The organism is Bacillus sp. C1, from assembly GCF_054570475.1.
In genome coordinates this window covers 128,582-154,217 of record NZ_JBTMZT010000006.1, presented here as the reverse complement: position 1 = coordinate 154,217, position 25,636 = coordinate 128,582, and the positions used below count along the sequence as shown (strand labels likewise).

The window sequence follows — 25,636 nt, the reverse complement described above, 5'->3', positions numbered from 1 at the left end:
CTAACCTTGACGCTTACGTTTATTTTCTACTAAAATACCCTCTTTCTAGAATAGAAAACTAGTATTGGTCAACCCATTTATTTTACTAAAAAAGTTCTTCCTTAAAAATAGCTTCCCTATTTATACAAATACGTTTATAAAAATGTTGCACCGTTGTACGCTTGGGATTTAGTATTTAAAGGGATGTTATTTATTTTTGATGGAATTTATAAGGATTACAGCTATTTTTCAAGACTAAAAAATACTTTCCTTTTTTGCAAATTAATTGAAATTATACTATACTCTCCGCTATGCTTCGGTTGTGCCATAATAAAAACAGTCGGGCAACACATTCCTAACTGTTTTTATTTTGCCGTTAAACTTCGCTAATAAGAGGGCGTTAATTATGAATAACAAAATTTAATTAGGTAGGTGTGAATGTTGTTATACAAAGTAGACAATTTTAAGTTTTCCGAAGAACACGACTGTTGGGATGGATCTATAAACGTAAATTGTTCTGTTTCGTTTTTTAAACAAAAAAACATTGAGATAGATGGGTATTTAGAAAGTAATCAACCTTTAACAAAAGAAGCTTATAATACGCTATGTTATTTAAAGGAACACTTTGATATTATTTATGAAAATATACTAAATGCTCTATTTGAATTGCACTTTAAAGATTTAATGAGATACGAAATATACAATGAAAATGACCATTCCTTTAACCCTATTACTTTTAATAGTATGGAAGAAATCCATTCTTATTTAGGAACTCCTACATTTGAGATTTTACCTGACTATACGAAGGACAACTATGCTTACTTTGCAATTTCATTTCATAAAAATTGCTTGCTATCTATTGAGCATGGTCTTACAGCTTTATTTTTCAAAAATGATATGATTCATATTCAGCCATCTGATTCATACTGTATGCTTCAGATGCTTACGGATTATGAGGAAGACTGTTCAAAGTGGCAAAAGAATTTTTGGTTAGTGTGTTTTGAACTAGCTAAGAACAACTTATTAGATGATAAGAAATTATTTAGGAAGAAGTGGTTGAAAAGTAAATAACTCTTTCTACTAAAATTAATGTTTGTAGCATCTTTTTAATTAAAGTTTAAGAAAGACTCTGGTAATTCTAGCCTCCAAAACTTTTCATGTTTTCTTATCAATTCCTCCGACAGGAATGGTCTTACAATAGCATCCTGTTTTATTTTCATGGTTTTATCTCTTTCGTTAGTATAACTATCTAAGGGCATCTACCTAATGCCCTTTTGTTCTTCTCTCATAATGCTTTATGATAGTATGAATACTTAATGGTACAAGTTCCAACTGAAAATTAATAACTAGTACAACTTTTTTCTAATTTCCTCTTTAAATATTCAGCAATTTCTGTTTGTCCTCTTTCATTAGCGAATGCATAAGCATTCATACCTTTCATGTTGTCACCAGAGTATTTTATAGATATATCTATATTATTCTCAACTAACAATTTAACAATCTTAAAATGACCACCATATATTGCAGCAAACAGAGGGTTTCTATCGGGTTCACTAGTATCGATTTCAATATTATGGTTAATGAGATATTCCGCAATCTCTAAATGCCCTTTTGTAGCCGCTCTTTCAAGGGCATTTGTAGAAAAAGTTCCACCTTGCACATGAATATCCATCCCAGCATTAATAAGATATTCTATTATTTCTAAATGTCCATGAGATGTTGCTACATGTAACCATGTACCAAAAGGTGTCATCCATGTTAACATTTCTGGCTCTTTCTCAAGTAAATCTCTTAATGTATCCAATTGGCCATTTTTAATGGCGCCTCTAATAGCTTTTGCAATTTTAGTCTTATCCATTTTAGTTTCTCCTTTAATTTTTATCTTCTAGAAGCAGCTTGTTTTCCAAGGTCTTCTAGTATTTTAACAATATCATCTAAGTTTCCACCTGCCGCATCGACTGCTTTCAATTTATTTGCAACGTTTCCGAAATTTTCAATATTATATTGGTAATACTTTTATTTGGTGCCCAAGTTAAATTTTCTTTACTAATTATAGGGCCACAATACTATACTTTCTTACTATTTCTTCCGCGCTTATCCTATTATTCTATCTCTAATTTACAAAAGAAAACACCTAAACAACTTAAAGTGTTTAGGTGTTCTATTCAACCTTATTTACATGTATTTTCTCGATTCAAGTCAAATGTTACTTCAACGTCATTTTTCATTAACTTTTGTAATAATACATCGTATGGTGCGTATTAACCCACTCAAGTTCTATGGTTCAATCAAACCATTTATCACCATCAGTAATCCATTTATTGTTATGTAAATCAAAGCATTGATCATAATCATGAAAACTAAAATAAGAGGGTAATTTCACGCTTGTACCACCTGCTTTATTCCAGCAGGCAGCAAACCATTCCACTATAGCTTTTGTTTCAATTTTAGATATTACTTCATCGTTTTGTTCATAAAACTCCCAAAATTCATCTGATTTACCATCAGGGAATTTGTAGTATTCTACATCATCTATCAAATCGTGACTGCCTGAAAAGATACTGCTATCATTTCCTTCATAAAAGACTTCACTTGCTCCTCCATCCATAGAATACATTACAATGGACATTTCAAATGACTGAACAAAAGCTGTGAAATCTATTAAATCTATCCCATTATAATAATTAAAATGAAGTGTCCCTTTTATATTTCGAATAAGATCATCAGAATTTTTTTGAAGACCCTTTTTTAAAGAACTTGTGTAATTTTCTATTGTAAACAAACTATTCACTCCATATTCTAATTGAACTTCCAATATATTTTCCTCATCTAATAATACTAAAATTAAGTATTAAAATATAAAAATACATTTTCTACAATTGCACCAACTTAAGTGACAGAATTATACCCACTAAGCGCACGATATTATATAAATTTAGCAACCAGATATAAACCTTTTAAACTGTAACAATTGTTGAGAAAAGTTGTTCATAGAGCTTGTATATTGGAAACTCCTTATAACGTTCCTAATCACCCGCTTCTAATTGCCCAAATAATACTTTTGCTTCATGTGCACCTCCTATCAATACACTGGTACAAAATTGCATTTCTGAATAAAAGGTAAAATTGTTTAATTTTAAAATAGTTTTTATAAAATCAAACAATTTTACTGAGTAACCTAATCCTTACTTATTTTAGTTTTGTTTCACATAATTAGTTGTATTAAATGACTTATCATTGAATAATTGCAAGTTCTTTTTATCATAGTTTTGAACTTTATAATCTATGTCTTTTTGAACAACCTCTGCTTCTACACCGTTTGATATTTGTTTTGTGATATGTAGTTTTAATGTTAAACTAGCTTTATCATATTCCCACGTACCTTCTATATGGTTAGTCTTCCTCGGATACTCACCTACATTGTAAACTTCAAAAGTTTTAGGACTTCCACCTTTTAAAATAAATGCTAGTTTAAATCCGTCTGAAGTCTGTACGCCCCAGTTACCAATTAATTCAGTACCATCTATTACGTTCTTCTGTACCGCATCATAGTCGATTCCGGCTTTCTTATCTAAGTCTTTAATATCTTTAACCGATACTGTACCATCACCGACTTTTGTATTCTTATCTTTAAGTGAGTTAATTGCTTTATACCAATATTCGTCACCTTGTTTCAGAATCTTCTCTGACTCTTCAATCATTTCTTTGTCGGTCTTTCCGCCTTTTTCTCTAGTTGGTTTTCTAGTAAACACTTCTTTTACTATTTTAGAGGACTCTCTAAAGTAGCCAGTCGCTTTTTCAAAGTTTTTCTGTTCTTCTATATACTCTTTAGGTGGGTCTATAGATTCAATCTTATCTAATACCCCATCCAATTCTTTTATTGAATCTAATACGTCTGATTTCTTTTTCTTGCCGTCAAATAGTTCTCCTATTGTATCATTATGTTTCTTAAATGTAGTATCAAACTCTTCAACTAGTCCAACTACTCTAGTTGTATAGTCTTCTTTTGATACCTTCTCTTTCTTAACAAAGGCCTTCTTTTCATCTGCTTTAGCGGGTTTAGACTCTTCTGTCTTTGTTTCCTTAGATTCAGTTTTATCCGATACCCCACAACCAAATAACAACATAACTGAAACTGCTACACCTACTAGTTTCTTTGCTTTCATGACTAATTTATCCTCTTTAAATTTTTACTGATTATACTCGTAGAATCAATTTATCAAGTTCCCTTACTGCTCAAAATAAACTTCTATATCATGTTTCATACTTGTTCCTTCACACCTTCGTCAAACTGAGCGCCTTCTACATTTGTTCTCCTCCCTCCTACTCACTACTACTTTATTAAAATTATGCAGTAGGTTAGGACATAATTTTACATTGAAAAGGTATCATTCCTCTTCAAATTCATTCCAAATGAAAAGATCTCCTTTATGCCCCTGTCGAGATTCGGGAAAATAAATCACATAATTATCCTTTTTAGAAAGATAATAACATTTTCTTACTCACCATTTTTATTAACTAAACGTAGTTGGCTACCGCTTCTATAGATGATTCTTAACATATTACCTTTTCCTTATCTAGCTAAATACTGCTAGATTTTTAAGAGATTGATGGATACCAAGAAAATTTTGTATCACTATCAAGTGGTTTATCCTGGGTTTCCTTTTTGATTATGCTGAACCATTCGTTTAATATTTGAGCTTTTGGTAATTGTGAGGCAGGGTCGTCTTCCCAGATGATGTGTGAAAACCAGGCCTTTGTTTCCCATTCAAATTGCAGCTCTGCAAACGAAATTGTAGGATGGTCCGCTTCATAAAATTGTCGGTTTACTGCATCTGAAACTTCCGAAGCTTGTGGTAACAACTCATTCTTAATTCTATTTTTAATCGTCTGATTTTCTAACTGATCCCAAAAATACAATTGCCCGTTCATTTGATAAAAAATATCAAATGAAGCCTCACCGTTTTTCAAATTAAGTAATATAAAAGCACGTTCCACATTATTATCAGCGGCTTTTACAGTATTGATAATTAAATTTTGTGCCATTGAGACCCAATAGCTATTGGCTTCATCTAACGGAGATTCAACATACAATTCTTCATTTAATTCATTGAGGGGTGCCTCATTATTGTTTACTTGCTCCACTTTCTTAAAAAATCTATTAAAAAAACCCATGACTTCTCCTCCTCTTTTTCATTCTCTTATAATACATTTGAATAATTAGATAATATTGATAATGCAATCATATCATTTTCAGATGAGGTATGAAACCAATTTAACGAATGGAATTTGTTCTTGTATTTACTTTTTATATTTAAGAAACTGAATTTAAATAAAAGTTTTATTTGTTGTTACTTTGACACCTTTTACAATCTTCCCCTATTACCTTCGTATACTGTACATAGCCATTATAAACTCTAAAAATTTAATACTTCGTGCACTTATAAAATTATAGGTCTCTTTTTAAAATTTCACGTTAAAACAAAAAAAAGCACTCGTTTCCTTTCATAGGCAATCAAGTGCTTTAAGTTCATTTGTTTTCTAAGTTTGTAAGATACAACCATCATGGAGTATGTACTTTTTAACAGCCTATTTTAAATAGCGACATCTTGATAACCTACTTCATCTACCCTTTCATTTATAAGACGAATTCCTAAACCATTTTCCTCATCCCATGAACAATCAAACGAGACCCCTACATCACGTCCATCGCGAAGGAAATCATACGGAACAGAAATACCTACTAATGTTATATGTTCTATTAATTGAGCAACTGTTTCAATTAATGGGTAGTCTTCATTAAATGCAACATCATAACCAAGCTCATGCCTTTTTTGTTTATAATAATTTAAAATTGGTTGTAATATGTTATGTTGGATTTTCTCCCAATTATCCATTAATGAATTGTATGCCACATATTGAGCTTCATCAAATTTACCATCATCTTCTCCTCCAATTAATAATGCTATCTCCGTGTCCTTTCCTAAAAACTTTATGGTTCTGTATCCTACCCATGTATACTGATAATCAAGTTCTCCAAAAACTTTATCATTTATTGTCATTTTATAATCTCCTTATTATTTATTTGCAAATCCTCCAGGTTCAAAAGCTCCTGCGTTTATTTCACCAACTCCACCAAGGTGTCCAAATTTGGCGTTTATTTCTGTTGGCACAAGTTGTATAGTAACTCCATCATTTAACTCATGCCATGTTAATTTATTTTTTACTCGGTATTTTTCTATATCTTTTGCCGTAATTCCACCAGCTTCCATTCCAAATTGGTTTGCCAATTCTGGTGAATTATTAAGCTGACTTGCTAATCTTTCATTTGCTTGCTTAAAATTATAATCTCTAGCCTCTTCAAAAACGACATTTGAATTCGTTTCTGCGGGTGTTTACTTAAATCTTGATTCATATGTACTGGCAAGTTCCTCTTGCTTAAAGGCTCGCGGAATATCAGCATCTCTATTACCCGTACCCTTACTAGCAAGCGAAGCCTCAAGCCCCTGAATCTCATCATTGATTTTATTATTGCTGCCTGCATGGCGCGAATTAACCCACTCGGTAACCTTCCCTGGGCCAACTTGCTTCCCTATCAATGTACCGTCTCCAGCTGGTTCAACGCCTTTGAATGTAGCTGTTACATAATCTACACCCCCGGCTATTTTTTGGCCAAGCTGATACAGTTTTTCATTTCCGTATTTTTCTGCTTTTAGGCCTGCTAGTCTCACTCGGTAAAGCGTAATATTTTTTCCATCTTGGAATGATTGTACTATATTTGAATAAAAAAAATTTCCCTCATTCACTTTTTGTGAATAAAGCCAAGATTAGTTGTTAATTTAATCCCTTTTATATTTTTCTCTACAACTGTCATACACTGTACATAGCCGTTACAAGTCATAAAAATTACTGTAAAAATTTTAACACTTGGTGCATTTATAAAATTGTAATGAACCCTTTAAATTTTATGCTTAAACGCAACAAAGCACTTGTTGCCTTTCGTAGACAATCAAGTGCTTTAAGTTCATATGTTTTTTAAGTATCATTAAATTTCACTAGTGATTAAATTTGTAAGTTTTATAGTACAGTATGACACCTTCCATATGTCATGACAGGTGTTACGTTAAAACTTACAATCTTGTACGAGTTCATTAGTTTCCGCGTCCATTCTATGTCTTTATATTCGTCTTCCAGTAAAGTGTCATATTACTTACAAAGTCATTATAACCAGTTGTATTGTAGTACCGCTAAAAACTCAGTAAAGTTATCCACTATTTTATAAAACACTGGTTCAAACTCTTCTGACTCTTCATGAGACCATACGCACACCGATGGATTCTCTTTATTCCCTCTAAAATCCAAGCATACAAAATCCCCTGCAAATATGCTAGCTATCGGTAATACCTCTGCACCTAGTAAATCTTCATTATCAGTTAATCTTTCCTCTATCTGTGAAAATACAACATCAATATCATAGATTCCTTTAGGGTTATTTCCAATATCATCCAGCATACATAAAAACCTTTCTATCGCATAACTACGATTATCACATACAAATGTAGCTCCTTCAACTTCTGCACCATTATACACTTTAATAAAATCCAAAAATGAACCTGGTAGTTTTAATCTCCAAAAATTTTCATGTTTTTTTATTAACTCTTCTGAAGGTAATGGTTTTACAATAGTATCCTGTTTTATTTTCATATTTTTACCTCTTTCTTTAGTTTACTATCTAGGAGCATAGGCCCACATTCCAGCCGACCTTCCACCATTGTGAATCATAATATTGTGTATTCCAAAAGGAACCAACTCCATTTTCCCCGGTACTTCAGTATGTTGCCAAGGTTCTGGCCTATACTGCACATCCATCTCTTTTCCATCTCCCACTGATTATTAGCCCTCACCAATCGGGCTTTTACGGGCAGTTCATGTAGGATAAAAAAGAGAGGTCATTTTCACGACCTCTCCTTACTTCAACTTTCCTTCAAATACAATTTTTCTTCCACATGGTTCTACAACCGTTTGTCCATCTTTCTTTACTTCATGAAAGATTGGCTCTTCCATGCGGCGAGAAGGTGCATATCCTTCTTGTTCCATACGTGCTAAACAGTCTGTAATTGTTTCATTCCCCTGTACTTCAAATTTTTTCTTATTAGGTTGTTTTGTCATGCCCTAACCCACTTTCTAGTTTTCTTGATGCGAATTGATTTTTCATATATGTGATATATAGAAGCGCAATGATTGCCATTATTATCATAACCGCTATAAAAAGGCTTGTATACTGTATTTTCTCTATAAATACGCCCCCTAATACAGGTCCCATAATACTTCCTATACTAAACGCAATTCCGGACAATATATTTCCAGCTGGCAGTAAGTGTCTTGGTAATAAATCCGTCATAAAGCCAAGCCCTAAAGAGAAACATGAACCGATCACCATTCCAGCTAACAGCATACACCCAAATACAATCCAATAATATTGATCGAAAAAAGCAGCAAGTAAGAAAATGATTGTACTTATGCTGAACGTCCATGTTAAGATGCGGTCCCTTCCATACTTATCACTTAATATACCAAGCGGAATTTGCGTAATAATTCCACCAACTGCAAATGCTGGTAATAAGAAGGAGACATCAGATACAGACCAGCCTTTTCGGAGTGCATATACAGGTAAGTTGCTATTTAACATCGCTTCTAAAACGCCGTACGCTAAAGGGCCCATAAGCGCAATCCACGCAAGAGAACATACTTGTTTATAACGAGAAAGTGATGACTCATTTTTCTTTCCCGCATCATCTTGCTCTGGAAAGGCGTTTTTGGTTGGAAGTAATAATAGCCATCCAATTAAACAAAGAATCGTTGATACAATAAACGGCGTTGCAAGACCGTACTGAACAGTGCTCGCTAAATATGGTCCTACGGCAAAACCAATCCCAAAGAAGACTCCATATATAGATACTTGTCTTCCGATTTTACTAGGGTCAGCTGTTGTCGTAATCCATGTTTGCGTTCCGACATGTAACATATGATCACCTACACCAACTAAAAAGCGAAGGACAAACCATGCCCAAAATGAAAATGTTTGTGTAAAAAAGAATAATGAAATAATAACGAGAAAGCCCCCGATTACAATAATCGGCTTCATCCCAAACCGCTGCATCGGTTTTTCAAGCCATGGCGAAATAAATAAAATTCCAATGTATAACGCCGTTGCATGAATCCCGTTAAAGCTAGAACGAATTCCTTCTTGTTCAAAAATCATTGCGATTGCTGGCAAAAGCATCCCTTGCGATAGCCCAGAAATCGCAACAATTCCAACCATAATCCAAAATGTAAATCGTGTTGACATCCGCTTCCCTCTCCCTTTACATGTTCACCAGCCTTCATTATAAACTGTTTAACCAAGTATGTATAACCATATAAAAAGAAGTTAGAAAAATCCCGCTAACTTCTTTTTATATCGTTCAGCTTATCTATTTTCCAACCAATTTGTAACATGCTTTATAAATACATCTAAACAATCAACAAATGGAGAATGTCCACAATCTTCTAGTATAACGAGAGTAGCATCAGGAAGATACTTTGCTAATTCCTCTCCAACGACTTGCGGGACGACATAATCCCGATCTCCTTGTACGACAAGTGTAGGCACTTGCAAACGGTGGATATGTCCATTCCCTGGTACAACCCCATTATGTTCATCCGAAATATTAAATGTAATCAAAGCGTAGTTCACATCTACAAAATTACGCTGCGTTAACATATCATCTAAGTACTTTTCATAACGCTCTGGTTCTGGTTTGTTATGTGTATAAATGAGTAAGTCCCATACTGTTCGATAATAGAACTTGTTCATATTTTTAATGGCATCTAGTACAGGAGCGATTTGAACAGGATCTTGCGCAATTTCTTCTTTTGTTTTTAATAACGTAGATGTGATAGGTTGACCATTTATATCTTTTTTGAAAATAGGATATCCTTTCATTCCAACTGATTCAACCAAAATCAAATTTTCCACGCACTGCGGATGACAAGCTGTAAACTCCATCGCAACGCCACCACCCATTGACCACCCCATGAGTGAAAACTTCTTCAATTGCAATTCATCTATAAATAATTTCACATCATCAGCAAAGTCTCGCAATGAATCTATCGGTTTATGATACGTTGATTTTCCAAAACCTCTTAAATCAATGGCGTAAATATGATATTCATCTTGTAATTTCTCAATGACTAAATCCCAATGCTGCGAGGATGTCATATTCCCGTGAATGAGTACAAGGACTTCTTTATTTTCCCTTCCAATTTCTTGGTATGCGATCGTCTCTCCGTTTGATAACGAAACAAATTCCATTGCTATAGGCTTAATCATCTCACGTTCCCCCATTCAAGTTTAGTAGAAAGAAAATTCAGAACACAATTTTAGAATACCATATAGAATGTATGTTCTCAACAGAAACAAATCACGATTTTTTTACATAAAACAACATGTCTATCACTAGACAATTCTGGTAAAAAGGTATATAGTTAGCTAGGTAACTAATTTGAAAGGATCAAACAAATGGACGAAAAACAGCATTTTTTTCACATTGTCAGTCAAACTTCTCGAAAGTTTACGAAAAAATTTAACGAACGAGTGTCACCAACAGGTTTATTTAGTGCACAATGGGCTGTCATTTTCCGAATCAATCAAACTGGACCTTGTACACAAACCGAGTTATGCCAATACTTAAACGTTGAATCTCCAACAATGACTCGCACATTAACGCGTATGGAAACAATGGGATGGATCATTCGAACGGAAGGAAAAGATCGCCGTGAAAAGCTCATTTCACTATCAGAAACAGCACTGGAAATGATTCCAGTATGGCAAGAGGAAGTTGATACTTTCGAAAAAAAAACGTTGCAGCATATTGATGAAGACGATTTGCAACGAGCATTTCAAGTGCTACAAACTATTATTAAAAATTTAGATTAATTGGAGGGATAACGATGCAAAGTGAGAGACTTTGGACGAAGGACTTCCTTGGAACTTGTTTTAGTAGTCTGTTTCTCTTTTTAACGTTTTACATGCTTATGACTACCCTGCCCGTCTATGTAATAGACGGATTGAAAGGAAAACCGGAAGAAATTGGTTTAGTCGCAACTGTATTCCTTATTTCTTCTGTCCTATGCCGTCCGTTTACTGGAAAATGGCTTGACGATTTAGGAAGAAAGAAAATCTTATTTATTTCTCTTTCATTATTTTTAGCTGCTACCGTCATGTATTTCGGTGCACAAAGTTTATTTTTATTACTTGCCCTTCGCTTCCTTCACGGGATTGGATTCGGAATGGCAACTACAGCAACAGGTACAATTGTAACAGATGTCGCACCGCCACATCGACGCGGTGAAGCACTTGCCTATTTTGGCGTTTTTATGAGCCTGCCGATGGTAATCGGTCCTTTTTTAGGTTTAACAATTATTTCGCATTTTTCATTTACATTTTTATTTATCGTTTGTTCTATATTTTCATTATTAGCATTTTTATTAAGTTTACTTGTAGATATTCCGCATGAAAAACCTTTAAGTAAACAAAAACGTGAACGAATGAAATGGAAAGATTTAATTGAACCTTCTTCTGTTCCAATCGCTCTTACAGGATTTATTCTTGCTTTTTCTTATAGTGGCATTTTATCTTTCATTCCTATTTACGCAAAAGAAATTGGCTTAGGGGAAGTTGCAAGTTACTTCTTTATCGTATACGCACTTGTTGTTGTGCTTTCTCGTCCATTTACAGGCAAGATATTTGATCGTTTCGGTGAAAATGTACTTGTTTATCCTTCAATTGTTATTTTTACAATCGGAATGTTCACCTTAAGCCAAGCACAAACGTCATTTTGGTTCCTTGGTGCAGGTGTATTAATTGGTTTAGGTTATGGAACATTAATTCCAAGTTTCCAAACCATTGCTATTTCCGCAGCTCCGAACCATCGACGCGGTACAGCAACAGCTACGTATTTTTCATTCTTTGATAGTGGTATCGGGTTTGGTTCCTTCATATTAGGTATCGTAGCTGCACAAACAAGCTATCATAATATGTATTTCATCGCTGCCATTATCGTTGCATTTACATTACTTATTTATTACTTCCTACACGGAAGAAAACAAAAGTTCAAAAAGCAACGTACAGATGGAAAGATATCAGCTTAATATTCATAAGGAAAGTAAACTTCTCTGTTTACTTTCCTTATTTTGTATTTCTAAAAAAATGAGCGTATACTTAGAAATAACAAGGAGGGCCATATATGAATGTAAAAAAATCTCCACTTTTATTGCTTGTACTTACACTATTGTTTATCGTAACTGGGTTTGGATTTGCCTTTTTCAAACAAAATAAGATCTCCCCTTCTAAAGAAAACGTCACAAAGGTAAATTGGTTACAAGATCCCTACTTACGTTGGTCATACACTCATATGAAAGAATTAGCGTTCACAAGCGAAGTTAAAAATAATCCTAAGCAAGTCTCACCGTTCCCTACTGCATTACAAAGTTTAGAGGATTTTTCTGTTAAAAAGGTAAATGGCGGCAACGTACCTTTAAAGAAATTATTAGATGATAATAAAACAGACGCCTTTGTTGTTATACATAACGGAAAACTCGTTTACGAACAATATTTTAATGGATACAAACAAAATGAGCCACATGGAATGGCTTCTTTAGCTAAAGTATTTACTGGTGCGCTTATACAATCATTAGCCGAAGAAGGACGCATCGATGTAAATCAGACCGCTGACACATATGTTACAGCATTACGAAACACTCCATTTGGGGAAGCAACAATTCAGCAGTTAATGGACATGAAAGTATCTGCTGAGTATCCTACACATGGATATATACAGAACGGACTAGAAAATCAAGATGCCCAATTATATTTAGCTAGTAATATTCTTCCTCGTGGTAAAAACTATAAGGGCCCCATGAAAATTTATGATATGTTGCAAGAAGCAAAAGAAACAGCTCCACATGGAACTACATTTTCTTATAATAACGGTTCATCTGAAACGCTCGGGTGGATTATACGGACAATCACTCACAAATCATTAGCAGAAAATGTAAGTGAACGCATTTGGTCTAAAATAGGAATGGAAGAAAATGCGTATTATGTTACGGATGAAACAGGAGTTGAACAAGCAAGTGCTGGTTTAAATGCGACTGCAAGAGATATGGCCAGATTTGGGCAATTGATTTTAAATAACGGCCGCTACAATGGCATGCAAGTTCTCCCTTACTCTATTTTAGAAAATGTAAAAAGCGTAGAAGAAGGAGAATTACCAATCGGGCCAGGTGCAACCATTTCTTATCATAATCAATGGTGGATTCCTCATAATGAACAGGGCGCATTTGAAGTATTAGGGAGCTATGGACAAAACCTCTATATCGATCCAAAAGCAAATATGGTGATTGTTCATTTTTCTTCAAATGCTGAACCAAGTGGTGATGTCCATTCTACTTATTCCAATATGTACGTAGACATCGCAAAACACTTACAAAATTCCGATACGCATTACTAGTATTAAAACTAAATAATAAAAACAGGAAAGCATGGTTAAATATCATCACGCTTTCCTGTTTCAATTTGCAAAAATACATCTTAACTCTGTTGTTTCAATCGAAGTTTTTTCTTTCTCCACGGTTTTAAATAGGAAATAATGAATATGAAAATCGTAACGGCAACTTGAAAATAGACCGCATATTGTCTTATCTCATGATTTTGAATGAAAACGGGATTGCTTAAAGCGAATTCTTTTTGCGTTTCCAGTAATTCCATATTCGTTACCATCAATTTGTCTATTATAAAAATCCCAACAATCGTTTGGATGATATAAAGAACAAATTTCACTCCAACCCATCTATGTTTAAAAAATCCCCAATTGGTGAAAAAACCGTATGTAAAACCAATTAGTAAAGTTCCAATTGCTCCCCACCTGACAATATTATCACTAATTGCGATAAGGGTTTTATAGCTGAGATAGGACTCTTCATATTTTGTCATATCAATATGAAGATTGAGCACCAATGAACTCAAAATTCCCCCAAAGAATAATACTACTAAAAAAACGTGGATCATTTTCAGCCACTTCATGCCATTAGGGCCTATTTTTCTCACTTTCTATACCTCCAAATTACTCTATTGCTTTTCAGAAAAATACCTCTATATGTTATTACAAAAGGTATCGCCCCTGTATTGATCCTACTCATTTTAATAAAAACAAAATCACTTTATAATGTGCCATGGTCTGAATTGTCCCTACTTCTATGGTCTTATTTTTAAGATGATAAAGGACCTTATATCAAATTCCCCCAAAAATAACAGCCCTGAAAACGTTTTGATTTTACAATAAACACAAGAAAAAGAGCCATTTAATGATATGGCTCTTTTTCTCTGTACGTCGACTCATAACGATATAACTTCATTTTATACTAGCTTTTTTATATAATAACTATAGTAATAATCATTCATTTTCTATGCATCTCATTACATTTCGCCATGCATCACATGAAAGGTTTAATGTTCTATATGTAAATACCGTCGTACAAACCTCTTCAATCATTGATGGATGATTTCGTAAAAAATCCCATCTTAATACTTTCGGTACATCATACATGTTGTATTCTTTACTTTCCTTAATAATCTCATCAATTTCCCGTTCACATATTCCCCTTACTAAATAATCCGCTCTTAATTCTTTATATACCTCTTTAAACGTTTCATTGTGACGTTTCAATTGAAGTAAACAAACGATATACGTGCGAAACAACTCATCATTTCGATTACAGCATTTCATTATCGTTTCTACTTCATTCATAGTTTTTTAGCCTTTTCTTGTATTTCTAAAAGCCACTTTTCACGTTTTGCAGCTTTACTTGTTTTTACAGACTGAAAGGCAGAACGTTTTATTTGGCGTATACCGCAAAATCGCAAAATACCCTTCTTCATAATGACCCAATCAGCGGAGCGATATAAGAGTGCCGCGTACCAGAGCGGTGAATCTAATGTATTAATAACCCATGCAGTTTTTCCAGTGAGCAGTCCTTTCGGCATAATCCCTTCATATGTATATGCAAACCCCGACACAAAAACCCGATCAATAAATCCTTTTAAAATAGCTGGCATTCCCCACCACCATATCGGATAAATAAAAATAAAAGAATCTGCCTCTTTGATCAAGTTTCTATATTTCTCTGTCTCTTCTTCATATGCTAAATCACGTCTTCTCTTATCTTCATTAAAAATAAGTACTGGGTTAAATTGTTCCTTATACAGGTCGAGCAATGTAATAGAATGATTCGTTTCTTGAAGTCCTTTTTGCACATGTTCTAAAATGGATGCATTGAAACTAGACGGATTGGGATGTGCATATATGATTAGTACATTCATCTCCAAAAACACCCTTCTAAGATTTAAATTTATCTTCCCTCAACATCTTCTCGACAATCATTACATCTTTAGAAGTTTTTAATAATCTTTCCATAATGATTAACAATTCTTCCTTTTCTAATGTTTGCAACTTCTCTCTCACATTCTTTTCTCCAACACCTTGAATTTCATATATAACTGCCGCCATATGCTTACAATCATTTTCATAAGGACATTCACAACTACTTCTCTTAAAATCTACAAGATCAATGATTACTTCATAATTTCCGTAATTCCCTTTCACGAATGCAAATACTTTATCGTTATGTATTTCTACATCCTCGACATATCCTTCTTCATAATATTCATATCCTCTATCTATAATGTGCCTAGGAATCCATTCTTTCATTTCCTTTACTAAAAAGGCATACATCACACTTCCCCTTCCTTAAATTCCCTTTTGACTTCCTTTCGCACTTCGTGATATTCTATTACATGTCAAGTAGCAAGCCTATATGACAAAACGACTGACACCTATTCGGCGAAGGTGTCTCTTTTCGTTTCGAGCCGAACGAAGTGCCTCTTTCAGGGCATATTCAACTTTTGACACTACACACTCAACACCATTCCCTTGTATCAGGCTGCTTTAGCAGTCTTTTACTCTACATACATTTCTAATTTTCAAACAAATTATACCATAAAAAAAGAGAGCCTAGCTCCCTTTTCTCGCCTTATAATATACCCCTTTTTCAGCATAGAGATATTCTTCATCAGCTAAAGTAATTTTCCCATCCAGTTTTAATTCGTCTAATAACCTCGATAAATAAAATTGATGTAACATTTTTTTCGTGAATTTTCCCTCATGATGCGAAACGATATGTTCTTGAATATCTAATAATGATATTGGTTTATCTTGCTCCATCATATATTCATATACTGCATTACGCAGTTTTACGTATTTTTCAAGTGTCACAGTACAATTGCAACCCCTTTCTTCTTATTCTGTTGTTTTTAGAATCGGTTTTTTCGTAATAAAAAAACCTCTTCGATAAGAAGAAGTTACGTATTATATCTTCGTCTTATCTCCCAGAACAAATATGTTCTGCTGGAATTAGCACCTGCATCGCGGTTGCCGGGTTTCATCGGGCCAGTCCCTCCACCTCTCTGGATAAGAAAATATTCACTTTAACATTTACTATAAGCTACTTTTATTATAATTGTCAAATAAAACAAAGTAATTACAATGAAGTTATATTTTCTTTTCTCACGCTCATACTAAAATTGTATGTACAAAAGGAGGAATTTATGATGGATAAAAATGCCCGTGGTTATGTTCAAGATTCATTCCACTCATTGCAAGGAGCGAAAAACTGTTTGGAACAAGCGTTACAAACTGTTGAAAAGAGCGATAATCGGGAACAAATTGAACAATCTCTACAAGCCGTGGAAAATGCATTGCAAAAATGTGATCATACCGTTCATATTTTAGAACAAAAATGAATGTTGCCCATCTCTTTATGAGATGGGCAATACATCAAATGGCATACTGCAGTAGTATTGCCGTCGCAATTAAAAAATATACGGAGTTAACGATTTCTAAAACGCCAACTTTTAATATAGATATTTTTTTACCATACAATACAATGGCACGAACTAAACTCGGGATAAAGATAAAAGACAACCATGGATTTACTACGAAAGAAGCGACAATTAAGAAAATATGATATCCCCATGAAACATAACGATAAATCGGATTATTCTTTTCACGTATCATTGTTTTCACATAAAAGGTACTACCTAAAAAGTATAGAAAGGAAATACCCGCAATTCCAATAGCTATTCCATCAACTGTTTTCATCGAAAAATAATAACTGATTAAACCGCCTATACAAAAAACAAGAATTGCACAAATATCATTTACTAACGCTCGTTCCTTTTTCTGACGAGCAAAGTATATATTTACGATAAAGAGTGGAATCATCATAAATGCGAATAAAAGAATTTCCCATTCATATAGTAAAGATACAATCCCAAAAACACATGCAATCATAAAGTACATCATTGCTGCATGTAAAAATTCTTTCTTTCGTGTTTGCTTCATGTACATTAAAAATGGATATGTCGCTAAATAGATAAATAACCAAGCGATAAAGAGTGGAATATGATAAAACGTAGGCTTACCAAGTAGTACACTAAGTAAAAATGGAATCAGCAGCATTCCCCATGCGCCATGCTGCTTTGGAATAACTAACTTCATGAATATGGCATCTCCTCTTTGAAAATCTTTCTCATTTTCTATTATACAAAAATCACCATACAACAATTGCAATATATTAAAACAATTCTTTGACATTTTTCAAACGAAAGTACCATTTTGAACTACCCACCACTTAACACCCTTACGGACTGTTTGGAGTGGGGGATTCCTACGAACACCAAAGTATCCTTCGGTTATCTTAGTAGGCTAACCCCGTAGTCCCTACGGTTAGAAGTCTTACGGCTTCGTTTTTAAGGTTTTGTCCTGCGTTAATATCTCTGTCGTGATGCGTGCCACAAGAAGGGCAATCCCATTCACGAAGATTTAGATTTTTAACGTCTTTGTTTTGGTAGCCACAACAAGAACATAGCTGACTAGAAGGGAATATTTTAGATACAACAACAACTTGTTTACCGCCCCATTTTGCTTTGTATGCAAGCATGCTTCTGAATTGCGACCAAGATACTTCACTAATTGCTTTCGCTAATTTATGATTCTTCAGCATATTCGACACTTGCAAATCTTCCATACCAATGATGTCGTGGTTTTTGACAATTTCGGTAGAGATTTTTTGCAAGTAGTCTGTTCTTGCGTTGGTAATTCGTTCGTAGATTCTTGCAACCTTGATACGTTGTTTGTTCCAATTTGAAGAACCTTTCTCGCGTTTGGAAAGAATACGTTGTGCATCAGCTAACTTCTTTTCCAATGTACGAAACCATTTAGGATTCGTGAAAACTTCTCCTGTGCTCAAAATAGCAAAATCTTTTAATCCAACATCTACACCAACAGATGATCCGGTTTTAGGTAACGCTTGTATTTCTGTTTCAACTAACAGTGATACAAAGTACTTGCCACTTGGATTACGTCTAATCGTCGCATGTAGCATGCGACCATGTACTTCACAACTTTTTGCAAAGCGAACAAGACCAAGTTTTGGTAGCTTTATTTTGTTGGCTACAATGGCAATATTTTCGTTGGTGTGCTTGGTTGTGTAGGACTGTACTTTGTTCTTTTTAGACTTGAGGCGTGGTGCATCATTTTGCTTCTTAAAGAAACGGTCAAACGCATCTGCAAGATTTCTGACAGATGACTGTATTACAATACTATCTACTTCTTTTAACCAAACAAATTCTTTCTTCAGTTTAGGAAGTTCTGCTGAACATGTTTCATACGCTAAACCCTTTCCTGTTTCCTTGTATGTATCGTTCCATTTAGAAAGGAAATAATTAAATACAAATCGAGAACAACCAATTGTTTTATTGATTAAAATTGCTTGTTCTTTGTTTGGATAGATACGGAATTTGTATGCTTTATTGACAATTATGACTTTCACCTCCTCACGCGTTATAACATACATATTATATATTTTTTTCAGGAGTGAAGACATGGAAAAACAAACAGTAGTATTACGATTTCCTAAAACTCCTTTATAGAGAATAGACGCATACAAAGAGAAAAATGGTTTTGATACTCGTACGCAAGCGCAAGCTATTTTCATTTATTACAAGTAGCACTCGAACAATCGGACAATCGAGATAGTAAATCGCCATCCCTTGTCCGAAGGCGATTCATCCCCCGCTGATTATTAGCCCCCATCAATCGGGTATTTACAGACTGTCCGCAAATAGCGGAATAAAAAAATGCTTCTCACCAATGGTAAGAAGCATGAAAGAGGCAAACGAATATGTAAGTCGCGATCCTACGTTATATTTTTATGCTTTATGATATTTGCTTATGCTTTGTTTCCTTAAGATAATAGCTCATTATCGTCTAAAATCCCATATTTCTTTTTAAATCTCGTAATAATTCTAATCCATGACGAGCTAAACAAAACAAGAAAAATTACATTTGAGAGCGCATGAGCTAAATCAAAATAAAAACTTGCAACGTAATAAGCAATAAAGTCTTTCCATGTTAATCCTTCTAAAAAGCCAAGTATCCCCCACAAATTCATAATCCAGCCAAAAACAAAACCGGCTATAAATCCATAGATAACTCTCCCCCATAACGTTCTCATTACAAATGTGTTTCGAAGTAAACCAGCTATAAAACCTATCATTCCCCAAGAAAACATTTGCCAAGGTGTCCATGGCCCTTGCCCTAAAAATATATTAGATACAAGTGCTGCCGTTGCGCCAATCATAAAACCTGTCTCACTTCCAAAAACAATTGCAGATACGATAATAACAAAAGAAGTTGGTTGTACACTCGGCAGAAGAGAAAATGGAACACGACTAACTGCTGCTATTGCTGCTAAAACAGCTACAATCACAATTTCACGTGAAACAAATGCTTTCTTTTCAAATCGTATATAAAAAGGGAACATAATAATGAACAATACAAATAAACTACACCAAATATAATATTCATCAGTTACAAAAGATGTAAACAAAAGTGTACTGATTACAATAATGAAAATAAGTGTTATGAGAGCAACATATCTTTTGGACACACTTTATACACATCCTCCCACGTTAATGCATACGGTAATTGCTTACGAATAAAACGATTAATAGATGTTGTATAAAAGAAATTACCACTAAAAAATTCCTTTGGTGCATCATCCATAATTACTTTTCCGTCAAATAGCATCATACAATGATCCACATATTTAGCTGCAAATTCAATGTCATGTGTTGCCATCACAATTGTCGTTCCTTCCTTTTGTAACGCTTGAAACAGCTCCCCTAATCGTTCCTTTTTCTCTGGATCCAGCCCTTTTGTCGGTTCATCTAGTAATAATAAACTTGGCTTCGATAATACAGTTGTGCATAGTGCAAGTAACTGTTGCTCTCCCCCACTACAATCATGCGGATGACGATCGCGAACTGCATGAAGCCAAAATCGTTTTACCATATCTTCTGCAATTTCTTTCCCTTTATCATCATATAATTCCTTCGCTCTTTCAAAAACTTCATCCCACACCGTTTCAAATGTAAAATGATAGTACGGATGTTGCGATACAAATCCGATCCTTTTAAACCGTTCCTTTGAATCCATTTTATGAATCTCCGTGCCGTTCCACCTTACTTTTCCTCTTCTAGGTTTATGTAATCCTGCCAATACGCTTAAAAGCGTTGATTTTCCAGTACCATTTTTTCCGACAAGCGCAGTCCACTTCCCATGCTCAATCGATAGCGTTACATCCTGTAAAATAAACGAGCTATTTTTTTCATATTGAAATGATACATGCTTTGCTTGTAAAATCACTTCTTTTTTTTCCGGTTTTGATATAACCGATTCTTCCTGTTCTATAGGTAATTCAGAATGTATTTTCATTTGTGCTTCTCTTACCGTAAAAGGGACTTTTTCTACACTCCATTCTAAAAACAATCTTGGAATTTGAGGGATAAACGGTCGAAATTCTTCTAATGCCCACATGTTTGATACAACATGTTGCGGGACTCCATCATATATAATTTTCCCCGCATTCATAAACACAACTCGAGTTGCTTGTGGAACAACTTCGTCTAAACGATGTTCACTCATGATAATAGTAATCCCAAGCTCTTCGTTAATCCGTTTCAATAATCCTAAAAAATCTTTTGCTGCAATGGGATCAAGTTGTGCTGTTGGTTCATCAAGTAACAATAATTTAGGCTGTAAAACAAGAACCGCTGCTAAATTGACCAGTTGTTTTTGTCCTCCCGATAATGTATGAACAGATTGATGTAATAAATCTTGAAAACCTAAAAAACTAATTAATTCAGCGATCCTCTTTTGAATGATATTTGTCTCTAAACCAACATTTTCAAGAGAAAATGCCAATTCTTGAATAACCGTATCCATAACAAGTTGATTTTCCGGATTTTGAAATACCATTCCGACTTCTTGCGCTGACAATAAGTCCGGTATCTCAAGTAATGAAGTTCCATTATAATACATGCTACCTTTGCGCTTTCCAATCGGAAGTAATTCTTTCTTAAAATGTTTCAAAAGTGTTGTCTTACCACACCCTGAGCGCCCAGCTAGTACAACAAATTCACCTTGAGACACCGTTAAAGAAACATCTGTTATTGCTTGTACTGTTTCATCTGCATACGTAAAAGCTAAGTCTTTTATTTCTGCATGCGCCACCATAACCATTCCCTCCCTTCCATTATGATTGGTAAACTAATAAATAGTAAAAATAAAACGAATAGGATTCTATCATATTGCTGAAACAGAAGTGATTCCACTCTCGGATAAATTGATAATTTACCACCACCGTAATAATTCAGTACAAAACAGCTTAGTAATACAATCACTAAACACGCAAGTATATACCAATCTTGCCTTTCCATTCGATACCGAATGTACGTACTACGCTTCGTCACTCCAAACCCACGTGCTTGCATAGAATCTGCCGTTTGTAACGCATCTTCTAAAGAACAGACAAGCAACACCTGCAAAAGTTTCATGCCATTTTTGGTTCTTTCTATAAGTGAGCCTGAATCTAGTTGCACACCTTTTGTTTTTTGAATAAGTGTAATTTGTCTTAAACGCCGAATAAATAAAGGAACAAAACGCATTGTGATCATTGTTAATAACGCAACTTTCGGGGAAACCCGTGAAAATAAATACAAAAATTTATGACTTGAAACAATGTCATTGTAGGAAATAAATGTGAACATAATCGCAAGTAACAATAACCCCATTGTGAATCCATACACGCACGCTTCTAATGTAATTCGATTATCTCCTAAACGAAATAATGTCGTCGCTCCTCTATGCGTTAGCAAAGGATTTACTATAATCACTATTACAAAGAAAACAAGCGTACTTGGCAACATCTTTCTTATTTTCTCACCATTTCCTTGCATAACGTTTACTAGCAGCATCAGAATAATTGCACCAATTAAAAAAAGAGGGTGACGACACACCATACATAGTATCATCACCCCAATATAATAGAAAAAATTCACAAAAGGATGTAAAGAAGAAAAGATAATTTTCATAACCTTTACCGAAGATCCTTTCCTAATTTTGCACATATACCCATTCGATAGTATCCCCTGGTTTCACTTTATATGCACCTGCACTGCGATTTGGAAAAGTTCCATTTACACGATATTTCCATCCACTCTTTGGCCCTTTGTCAAATTCATATAAGTCATTGATTCCTTTTACATATTTGCTATTTCCCGATCCAGTTGAATCAACATCTAAACCTGTACTTGTTAACATATCAAAAACTGTATCTCCATCTTTTACATCGACTTTCTTCGCACCAGATAAATACCCTTGATCTCCACGTACGGAAATGGTAACTTGCTTCACTTGTGGTACTGGCGGTTTCGGTTCGGGTTGATGTTGAGGTTCAGGCTTTGATTCTACCTTAGGTTCTGGATCTTTCTGCTGTTCCTGCTTCGGTGTTTCTTTCGGCTGATTAACAACTTTAGCCTCTTCTTTCACTTCTGGTTTTTCTTCCGTCTTTGCTTCTGGTGTTTTCGCCGGCTCAGCTTTTTCTTGCTGCGTTTTTTGTTGTTCTGTTGCTTTTTGCTCAGCAGGTTGTTCTTGTTCTTTTTTCTCTTCTTGTTTTATTTCAGGTTGTTCTTGCTCTTTTTTCTCTTGATTATCTTTTGGCTGCTCTTGTGCTTCTTTTGGCTGCTCTTGTGCTTCTTTTGGTTGCGTTTGCTCGGCAGCTGGTTGTTGCGATTCTTCCTGCTTACTTTCATCTTTCTGTTCTTCTTGTTTTGCCTCACCTTTTTGTTCTAGTTGCTCTGATACCGCTTGCCCTTCAGGCTTTGCTTCATTCGGACTACATCCAACAAGCAACCCAAATGAAAGAACAAACGCGAGTAACCATTTTATCATACTCATGTTTTCCTCACCTTTCCCAATAAAATTAGGAGCAAATGATTGCTCCTAATTTTTACTAAGCTGCTTTTCGTCTCCATAAAACATATGCTGAGGCGATACATAATACACCCATTCCTACTGGCATTGCAGTATCCCAAGCAGTTGCTCCTGTTTTCGGTAACAGACGATTTTCTGCAGTTCTTTCATTCTTTTCTATTTTATTCTTTATAACAACATGAGGGTTTTCCTCATTTGTTTGTTCCTGTTGTTTTTGAATTACTTCTTGCTTTTCAATTACTTTTTGCTCATCTACTACAGTTTCTTTTAGCTCTTCAACTGAATCTTTATCGTTTTCAGTCAAGGAATTCGTCCAATCATATATTGAACCTTTTCCATTTACAAATGCCTTATATTGAACAAGCGCTAGAAATGCTTGTTCAGTAGCCATACCACTACCCTCTTTATCGCTTGGCAACCATTTAAATTCGCCATTTGCAAGTTGGTATGATATTAAATTACGAACTGCGTTTACATTATTTTTAGTGAATGCTTTACTCGTTGGATCAATCCCTGTAATAGCAAGCCCAATAATTGCCTGTGCAACACTATTTGAATTTTCTTGACCGTCAGCTTCAAATCCACCAGTGCTCAATTGTTTATTGGATAAATATTGCACTGCTTTATATACGGCATGTTTTACCTCTGGTTGTTTTTGATACGGTGCCAATGCTGATAAAACCATACCCGTTACATCAATATTACTAGGTCCGTTCTTACTACTACCAACATCATATGTCCAACCACCGTCTGTATGCTGGGCGTTTAAAATCGCTTTCACTAAAGCAGCACGATTCCACTTCGCTCCAGCTGGTACTTCATATTTTTTTGTATCAAGTGCAAGTAACGCAAATGTATAACCAGTAACAGAATTTAGTTTTTCAGATTGATACAGCTCTTGTACTAAATTTTCCCCCGCAACATTCGTTGGATTCCCATTTACCGCTGTTACTGCTAAAACAGTTCTCGCTATATCTGTAGCGCTAAATCGTCCAAAACGTTTTTCTACTTTTTGCGTTAAAGATTGTAAATAACTAATCTTTGTCTCTACTGGCATATCATTTCCTGAACGAGCAAGTGCCATTGCTACCCAATCGCTATCAATTCCATTTCCCATCATTTTTTTTGATGTTTTAGCAATCGCTTTATCTAATTGCTTCATTAATAATTCATTTTGGATTGGTTCTTTCAATTCATGCGGCTTTTGTTTTTCCGGTTTTTGTTCCTCCGGTTTTTGTCCATCTGGCTTTTGCTCTTCCGGTTTTTGTTCCTCAGGCTTTTGTCCATCTGGCTTTTGCTCTTCCGGTTTTTGTTCCTCAGGCTTTTGTCCATCTGGCTTTTGCTCTTCCGGTTTTTGTTCCTCCGGTTTTTGTCCATCTGGCTTTTGCTCTTCTGGCTTTTGCTCTTCTGGCTTTTGTTCCTCAGGCTTTTGTTCTTCTGGATTAGCTGTTTCTGGATCTTTTTTACAAGTTCCAATCTTCTCGAGCACCTGTTGCATTGTTTCTGTACTCATATCGCTCCAATCTACAACAAAACGAAAGGCAACAACATCTTCGGATTTTAATTTATAACTATCTGCCCCTACCATGGCAGCTTTATCATTTACATCATATGTCCATCCACTTGTCTCACCAGCCATTAACCCATCAATACCTTTAACATACATACCATATTGCGTATTTTCGGCTGTTACTTTCGGCCCCATTACTTTTTGTAACAAGCTATAAGCTGTTTCTCCATCTTCAATAGGTACCTCTTTCGGACATAGAATAACTCCTCTTTGCGATTCCCCAATGATCGCAAGTGTTGCTGTTTTTCCTTCAGCAAACGTAATATGTACAGTATTTGTGAATGAAACAAATACTAATACAACTGCCATTATCGACGTAAGCAGCCATTTCTTTATCATTGCCATCCTTGGTTACTCCTTCCTTTGTTTACATATACATAAAAAAAGACCCTTCAAGGGCGTGCAATAGCACTCTACTGTGAGTGCTAAACAAAATGCACAACACCTCCTATCCGCATAGATAGCGGTTGTATTTGTATAGGAAAGTTAGTGTAGCTTATGAATGCATTATTGTGACAACATTCACTTTTAGCGGCAAACCCATTTCCACCTATTTCCTTTAAAAGTTATCGTACAAACGACATACCTATAC

Annotated in this window: 28 protein-coding genes, 1 pseudogene and 1 riboswitch; of the genes and pseudogenes, 5 read left to right on the top strand and 24 right to left on the bottom strand. The window is 34.9% G+C overall.

Annotated elements, in window-relative coordinates; all coding sequences use genetic code 11:
- Nucleotides 1–417 precede the first annotated feature (417 nt).
- Entirely contained in the window at nt 418–1,050 is a 633-nt protein-coding gene (locus tag ACX5JI_RS17870) for a DUF6985 domain-containing protein (protein ID WP_459502372.1), read from the top strand.
- A 268-nt stretch (nt 1,051–1,318) separates the two neighbouring features.
- On the opposite strand, the gene ACX5JI_RS17865 is transcribed toward ACX5JI_RS17870, so the two are convergent.
- From ACX5JI_RS17865 to phaZ, 12 genes and pseudogenes are all read right to left on the bottom strand, one after another.
- Complete coding sequence (locus ACX5JI_RS17865; protein ID WP_459502371.1) at nt 1,319–1,837, bottom strand: ankyrin repeat domain-containing protein; 519 nt, start codon at nt 1,835–1,837, stop codon at nt 1,319–1,321.
- A 426-nt stretch (nt 1,838–2,263) separates the two neighbouring features.
- Complete coding sequence (locus ACX5JI_RS17860) at nt 2,264–2,761, bottom strand: hypothetical protein (RefSeq protein WP_459502427.1); 498 nt, start codon at nt 2,759–2,761, stop codon at nt 2,264–2,266.
- Nucleotides 2,762–3,173: 412 nt separating this feature from the next.
- Entirely contained in the window at nt 3,174–4,145 is a 972-nt protein-coding gene (locus ACX5JI_RS17855; protein WP_459502370.1) for a DUF3994 domain-containing protein, read from the bottom strand.
- 433 nt (nt 4,146–4,578) lie between these two features.
- Complete coding sequence (locus ACX5JI_RS17850) at nt 4,579–5,154, bottom strand: hypothetical protein (protein ID WP_459502369.1); 576 nt, start codon at nt 5,152–5,154, stop codon at nt 4,579–4,581.
- Between the two features lie 419 nt (nt 5,155–5,573).
- Nucleotides 5,574–6,041: a DUF6985 domain-containing protein gene (locus ACX5JI_RS17845; protein WP_459502367.1), complete on the bottom strand. Its 468-nt coding sequence runs from the start codon at nt 6,039–6,041 to the stop codon at nt 5,574–5,576.
- Nucleotides 6,042–6,056: 15 nt separating this feature from the next.
- A pseudogene (locus tag ACX5JI_RS17840) lies at nt 6,057–6,335 on the bottom strand (HNH endonuclease); the annotation flags it as partial.
- Nucleotides 6,336–6,374: 39 nt separating this feature from the next.
- Entirely contained in the window at nt 6,375–6,710 is a 336-nt protein-coding gene (locus tag ACX5JI_RS17835; protein WP_459502366.1) for a hypothetical protein, read from the bottom strand.
- Nucleotides 6,711–7,200: 490 nt separating this feature from the next.
- Nucleotides 7,201–7,683, bottom strand: a complete 483-nt coding sequence (locus tag ACX5JI_RS17830) for an SMI1/KNR4 family protein (RefSeq protein ID WP_459502365.1) — start codon at nt 7,681–7,683, stop codon at nt 7,201–7,203.
- A gap of 24 nt (nt 7,684–7,707) precedes the next feature.
- On the bottom strand, nt 7,708–7,866 hold the full coding sequence (locus ACX5JI_RS17825; protein WP_459502364.1) for an HNH endonuclease: 159 nt from the start codon (nt 7,864–7,866) through the stop codon (nt 7,708–7,710).
- Nucleotides 7,867–7,947: 81 nt separating this feature from the next.
- Nucleotides 7,948–8,148 carry an NETI motif-containing protein gene (locus tag ACX5JI_RS17820; protein WP_459502363.1) on the bottom strand — a complete coding sequence of 67 codons (201 nt, stop codon included), beginning with the start codon at nt 8,146–8,148 and terminating at the stop codon, nt 7,948–7,950.
- Entirely contained in the window at nt 8,132–9,328 is a 1,197-nt protein-coding gene (locus ACX5JI_RS17815; RefSeq protein WP_459502362.1) for an MFS transporter, read from the bottom strand. The genes ACX5JI_RS17820 and ACX5JI_RS17815 overlap by 17 nt, the downstream gene beginning before the upstream one ends.
- Nucleotides 9,329–9,448: 120 nt before the next feature.
- Complete coding sequence (phaZ, locus tag ACX5JI_RS17810) at nt 9,449–10,351, bottom strand: intracellular short-chain-length polyhydroxyalkanoate depolymerase (RefSeq protein WP_459502361.1); 903 nt, start codon at nt 10,349–10,351, stop codon at nt 9,449–9,451.
- A gap of 189 nt (nt 10,352–10,540) precedes the next feature.
- Between phaZ and ACX5JI_RS17805 the strand changes: the two genes are divergently transcribed.
- From ACX5JI_RS17805 to ACX5JI_RS17795, 3 genes are all read left to right on the top strand, one after another.
- Nucleotides 10,541–10,957 carry a MarR family winged helix-turn-helix transcriptional regulator gene (locus ACX5JI_RS17805; RefSeq protein WP_459502360.1) on the top strand — a complete coding sequence of 139 codons (417 nt, stop codon included), beginning with the start codon at nt 10,541–10,543 and terminating at the stop codon, nt 10,955–10,957.
- A 14-nt stretch (nt 10,958–10,971) separates the two neighbouring features.
- Complete coding sequence (locus ACX5JI_RS17800; protein ID WP_459502359.1) at nt 10,972–12,171, top strand: MFS transporter; 1,200 nt, start codon at nt 10,972–10,974, stop codon at nt 12,169–12,171.
- 95 nt (nt 12,172–12,266) lie between these two features.
- Nucleotides 12,267–13,532 carry a serine hydrolase domain-containing protein gene (locus ACX5JI_RS17795; protein ID WP_459502358.1) on the top strand — a complete coding sequence of 422 codons (1,266 nt, stop codon included), beginning with the start codon at nt 12,267–12,269 and terminating at the stop codon, nt 13,530–13,532.
- A gap of 80 nt (nt 13,533–13,612) precedes the next feature.
- Here the strand turns inward: ACX5JI_RS17795 and ACX5JI_RS17790 are convergent, their stop codons facing one another.
- The 5 genes from ACX5JI_RS17790 to ACX5JI_RS17770 all read right to left on the bottom strand — a co-directional run bounded on the left by ACX5JI_RS17790 (nt 13,613) and on the right by ACX5JI_RS17770 (nt 16,352).
- Nucleotides 13,613–14,128 (bottom strand): DUF2269 family protein, encoded by a 516-nt coding sequence (locus ACX5JI_RS17790; RefSeq protein ID WP_459502356.1) that lies wholly within the window; start codon nt 14,126–14,128, stop codon nt 13,613–13,615.
- Between the two features lie 346 nt (nt 14,129–14,474).
- Nucleotides 14,475–14,828: a group-specific protein gene (locus tag ACX5JI_RS17785; protein ID WP_459502355.1), complete on the bottom strand. Its 354-nt coding sequence runs from the start codon at nt 14,826–14,828 to the stop codon at nt 14,475–14,477.
- A complete protein-coding gene (locus ACX5JI_RS17780) occupies nt 14,825–15,400 on the bottom strand; it encodes an NAD(P)H-dependent oxidoreductase (RefSeq protein ID WP_459502354.1) in 576 nt (191 codons plus the stop codon). The genes ACX5JI_RS17785 and ACX5JI_RS17780 overlap by 4 nt, the downstream gene beginning before the upstream one ends.
- A 16-nt stretch (nt 15,401–15,416) precedes the next feature.
- Nucleotides 15,417–15,812, bottom strand: coding sequence for an SWIM zinc finger family protein (locus ACX5JI_RS17775; protein WP_459502353.1), 396 nt, complete (start codon nt 15,810–15,812; stop codon nt 15,417–15,419).
- 279 nt (nt 15,813–16,091) lie between these two features.
- The gene (locus tag ACX5JI_RS17770) at nt 16,092–16,352 is read right to left on the bottom strand and encodes a hypothetical protein (RefSeq protein ID WP_003202914.1); all 261 of its coding nucleotides are present in this window, start codon (nt 16,350–16,352) and stop codon (nt 16,092–16,094) included.
- A gap of 103 nt (nt 16,353–16,455) precedes the next feature.
- Nucleotides 16,456–16,554: riboswitch (SAM riboswitch) on the bottom strand.
- 133 nt (nt 16,555–16,687) lie between these two features.
- Between ACX5JI_RS17770 and ACX5JI_RS17765 the strand changes: the two genes are divergently transcribed.
- The gene (locus ACX5JI_RS17765; RefSeq protein ID WP_459502352.1) at nt 16,688–16,879 is read left to right on the top strand and encodes a hypothetical protein; all 192 of its coding nucleotides are present in this window, start codon (nt 16,688–16,690) and stop codon (nt 16,877–16,879) included.
- Between the two features lie 34 nt (nt 16,880–16,913).
- Here the strand turns inward: ACX5JI_RS17765 and ACX5JI_RS17760 are convergent, their stop codons facing one another.
- The 7 genes from ACX5JI_RS17760 to ACX5JI_RS17730 all read right to left on the bottom strand — a co-directional run bounded on the left by ACX5JI_RS17760 (nt 16,914) and on the right by ACX5JI_RS17730 (nt 25,389).
- Entirely contained in the window at nt 16,914–17,636 is a 723-nt protein-coding gene (locus ACX5JI_RS17760; protein ID WP_459502351.1) for a YwiC-like family protein, read from the bottom strand.
- Nucleotides 17,637–17,835: 199 nt separating this feature from the next.
- Nucleotides 17,836–18,960: an IS200/IS605 family element RNA-guided endonuclease TnpB gene (gene tnpB / locus ACX5JI_RS17755; protein ID WP_459502426.1), complete on the bottom strand. Its 1,125-nt coding sequence runs from the start codon at nt 18,958–18,960 to the stop codon at nt 17,836–17,838.
- 423 nt (nt 18,961–19,383) lie between these two features.
- Entirely contained in the window at nt 19,384–20,088 is a 705-nt protein-coding gene (locus ACX5JI_RS17750; RefSeq protein WP_459502350.1) for an ECF transporter S component, read from the bottom strand.
- Nucleotides 20,061–21,722 carry an ABC transporter ATP-binding protein gene (locus tag ACX5JI_RS17745; protein WP_459502349.1) on the bottom strand — a complete coding sequence of 554 codons (1,662 nt, stop codon included), beginning with the start codon at nt 21,720–21,722 and terminating at the stop codon, nt 20,061–20,063. The genes ACX5JI_RS17750 and ACX5JI_RS17745 overlap by 28 nt, the downstream gene beginning before the upstream one ends.
- Nucleotides 21,695–22,573, bottom strand: a complete 879-nt coding sequence (locus ACX5JI_RS17740; RefSeq protein WP_459502348.1) for an energy-coupling factor transporter transmembrane component T — start codon at nt 22,571–22,573, stop codon at nt 21,695–21,697. Before ACX5JI_RS17740 ends, ACX5JI_RS17745 begins: the two co-directional genes overlap by 28 nt.
- A 22-nt stretch (nt 22,574–22,595) precedes the next feature.
- The gene (locus ACX5JI_RS17735) at nt 22,596–23,438 is read right to left on the bottom strand and encodes a DUF4430 domain-containing protein (RefSeq protein WP_459502347.1); all 843 of its coding nucleotides are present in this window, start codon (nt 23,436–23,438) and stop codon (nt 22,596–22,598) included.
- Between the two features lie 55 nt (nt 23,439–23,493).
- The gene (locus ACX5JI_RS17730; RefSeq protein ID WP_459502346.1) at nt 23,494–25,389 is read right to left on the bottom strand and encodes a DUF4430 domain-containing protein; all 1,896 of its coding nucleotides are present in this window, start codon (nt 25,387–25,389) and stop codon (nt 23,494–23,496) included.
- Nucleotides 25,390–25,636: the final 247 nt, after the last annotated feature.

What these genes read in the sequence shown, in the direction of transcription:
- ACX5JI_RS17775 (WP_459502353.1), bottom strand. Translation starts at nt 15,812, where the DNA reads ATGTATGCCTTTTTAGTAAAGGAAATGAAAGAATGGATTCCTAGGCAC.
- ACX5JI_RS17760 (WP_459502351.1), bottom strand. Translation starts at nt 17,636, where the DNA reads ATGAAGTTAGTTATTCCAAAGCAGCATGGCGCATGGGGAATGCTGCTG.
- ACX5JI_RS17735 (WP_459502347.1), bottom strand. Translation starts at nt 23,438, where the DNA reads ATGAGTATGATAAAATGGTTACTCGCGTTTGTTCTTTCATTTGGGTTG.
- phaZ (WP_459502361.1), bottom strand. Translation starts at nt 10,351, where the DNA reads ATGATTAAGCCTATAGCAATGGAATTTGTTTCGTTATCAAACGGAGAG.
- ACX5JI_RS17730 (WP_459502346.1), bottom strand. Translation starts at nt 25,389, where the DNA reads ATGGCAATGATAAAGAAATGGCTGCTTACGTCGATAATGGCAGTTGTA.
- ACX5JI_RS17850 (WP_459502369.1), bottom strand. Translation starts at nt 5,154, where the DNA reads ATGGGTTTTTTTAATAGATTTTTTAAGAAAGTGGAGCAAGTAAACAAT.
- ACX5JI_RS17865 (WP_459502371.1), bottom strand. Translation starts at nt 1,837, where the DNA reads ATGGATAAGACTAAAATTGCAAAAGCTATTAGAGGCGCCATTAAAAAT.
- ACX5JI_RS17815 (WP_459502362.1), bottom strand. Translation starts at nt 9,328, where the DNA reads ATGTCAACACGATTTACATTTTGGATTATGGTTGGAATTGTTGCGATT.
- ACX5JI_RS17830 (WP_459502365.1), bottom strand. Translation starts at nt 7,683, where the DNA reads ATGAAAATAAAACAGGATACTATTGTAAAACCATTACCTTCAGAAGAG.
- ACX5JI_RS17785 (WP_459502355.1), bottom strand. Translation starts at nt 14,828, where the DNA reads ATGAATGAAGTAGAAACGATAATGAAATGCTGTAATCGAAATGATGAG.
- ACX5JI_RS17855 (WP_459502370.1), bottom strand. Translation starts at nt 4,145, where the DNA reads ATGAAAGCAAAGAAACTAGTAGGTGTAGCAGTTTCAGTTATGTTGTTA.
- ACX5JI_RS17745 (WP_459502349.1), bottom strand. Translation starts at nt 21,722, where the DNA reads ATGGTTATGGTGGCGCATGCAGAAATAAAAGACTTAGCTTTTACGTAT.
- ACX5JI_RS17845 (WP_459502367.1), bottom strand. Translation starts at nt 6,041, where the DNA reads ATGACAATAAATGATAAAGTTTTTGGAGAACTTGATTATCAGTATACA.
- ACX5JI_RS17765 (WP_459502352.1), top strand. Translation starts at nt 16,688, where the DNA reads ATGGATAAAAATGCCCGTGGTTATGTTCAAGATTCATTCCACTCATTG.
- ACX5JI_RS17805 (WP_459502360.1), top strand. Translation starts at nt 10,541, where the DNA reads ATGGACGAAAAACAGCATTTTTTTCACATTGTCAGTCAAACTTCTCGA.
- ACX5JI_RS17795 (WP_459502358.1), top strand. Translation starts at nt 12,267, where the DNA reads ATGAATGTAAAAAAATCTCCACTTTTATTGCTTGTACTTACACTATTG.
- ACX5JI_RS17870 (WP_459502372.1), top strand. Translation starts at nt 418, where the DNA reads ATGTTGTTATACAAAGTAGACAATTTTAAGTTTTCCGAAGAACACGAC.
- ACX5JI_RS17820 (WP_459502363.1), bottom strand. Translation starts at nt 8,148, where the DNA reads ATGACAAAACAACCTAATAAGAAAAAATTTGAAGTACAGGGGAATGAA.
- ACX5JI_RS17740 (WP_459502348.1), bottom strand. Translation starts at nt 22,573, where the DNA reads ATGAAAATTATCTTTTCTTCTTTACATCCTTTTGTGAATTTTTTCTAT.
- ACX5JI_RS17780 (WP_459502354.1), bottom strand. Translation starts at nt 15,400, where the DNA reads ATGAATGTACTAATCATATATGCACATCCCAATCCGTCTAGTTTCAAT.
- ACX5JI_RS17800 (WP_459502359.1), top strand. Translation starts at nt 10,972, where the DNA reads ATGCAAAGTGAGAGACTTTGGACGAAGGACTTCCTTGGAACTTGTTTT.